Annotated in this window: 1 protein-coding gene; it reads left to right on the top strand. The window is 66.3% G+C overall.

The annotated features are described in order from the left end of the window. Nucleotides 1-191 precede the first annotated feature (191 nt). Nucleotides 192-1,181 carry an IS630 family transposase gene (locus tag ACGF0D_RS44295; RefSeq protein ID WP_392926269.1) on the top strand — a complete coding sequence of 330 codons (990 nt, stop codon included), beginning with the start codon at nt 192-194 and terminating at the stop codon, nt 1,179-1,181. The last annotated feature ends 91 nt before the right edge of the window (nt 1,182-1,272 follow it).

Below are 1,272 nucleotides of genomic sequence, written 5' to 3' on the forward strand. Positions count from 1 at the left end.
CGCGTCGGTAAGTTGCGCTCGCGTCACGCAACACGGTCTACCGGATCAGGACCCGTCGCGAGGGTGAATCCCTCAGATTGATCACGACCAAATACATGCCCTAGTGCTGTGACCGCATAGGTTCGCCGGGTTGGCGCTGGCGGGCCCTGGGCCGGTTGGATGTCGCGAGACGTTCAACTCGGGAGGGCGCGATGGCAGAGCCGGTCAGGGTCCGCAGGCTCACGGACCACGAAGGCCAGCAGTTACAGAGGATCGTGCGTCGGGGCAGCACCAACTCGGTGCGATATCGGCGGGCGATGATGCTGCTGGCCTCGGCCGGCGGCAACCGAGTCCCGGTCATCGCCCAACTGGTCCAGGCGGACGAGGACACCGTGCGGGACGTCATCCACCGGTTCAACGAGATCGGCCTGGCCTGCTTGGACCCTCGGTGGGCGGGAGGCCGTCCCCGCCTGCTCAGTCCTGACGACGAGGACTTCGTCATCCAGACGGCCATCACCCGCCCGACCAAGCTCGGCCAGCCTTTCACCCGCTGGTCCATCCGCAAACTCCTCGCCTACTTGCGCAAGGTCCACGGCCGGGTCATTCGGATCGGCCGCGAGGCCCTGCGCTGCCTGCTCGCCCGACGAGGCATCACCTTCCAGCGCACCAAGACCTGGAAGGAGTCCACCGACCCCGACTACGACGCCAAACTCGACCGGATCGAGCACGTCCTGGACCGCTTCTCGGACCGCACGTTCGCGTTCGACGAGTTCGGCCCGCTCGGCATCCGTCCCACCGCCGGCAACTGCTGGGCCGAGCAAGGTCGGGCGAACCGACTGCCGGCGACCTACAAGCGCACCCACGGCGTCACATACTTCCACGGCTGCTACTCGGTCGGCGACGACACGCTGTGGGGAGTCAACCGCCGCCGCAAGGGCACCGCGAACACCCTGGCCGCGCTCAGGTCTATCCGCGCCGCCCGCCCGGACGGCGCCCCGGTCTACGTGATCCTCGACAACCTCTCTGCCCACAACGGCAAGAAGGTCCTGCGCTGGGCGAAGAACAACAACGTCCACCTGTGCTTCACCCCGACCAACACCTCCTGGGCCAACCCGATCGAGGCGCACTTCGGACCGTTGCGGCAGTTCACCCTCGCCAACTCGAACCACCCCAACCACACGGTCCAGACCCGGGCCCTGTGAGCTGCTCTGACTTTCATGGAGTCCCTGATGTCTGGGTTTGTTACGATCCAGGCGTAAGGAGAACCACGAGCAGTGCCAGCACCCCGCAAGT

The organism is Kitasatospora sp. NPDC048298 (assembly GCF_043201465.1).
In the GTDB taxonomy this organism is placed as follows: Bacteria; Actinomycetota; Actinomycetes; order Streptomycetales; family Streptomycetaceae; genus Kitasatospora.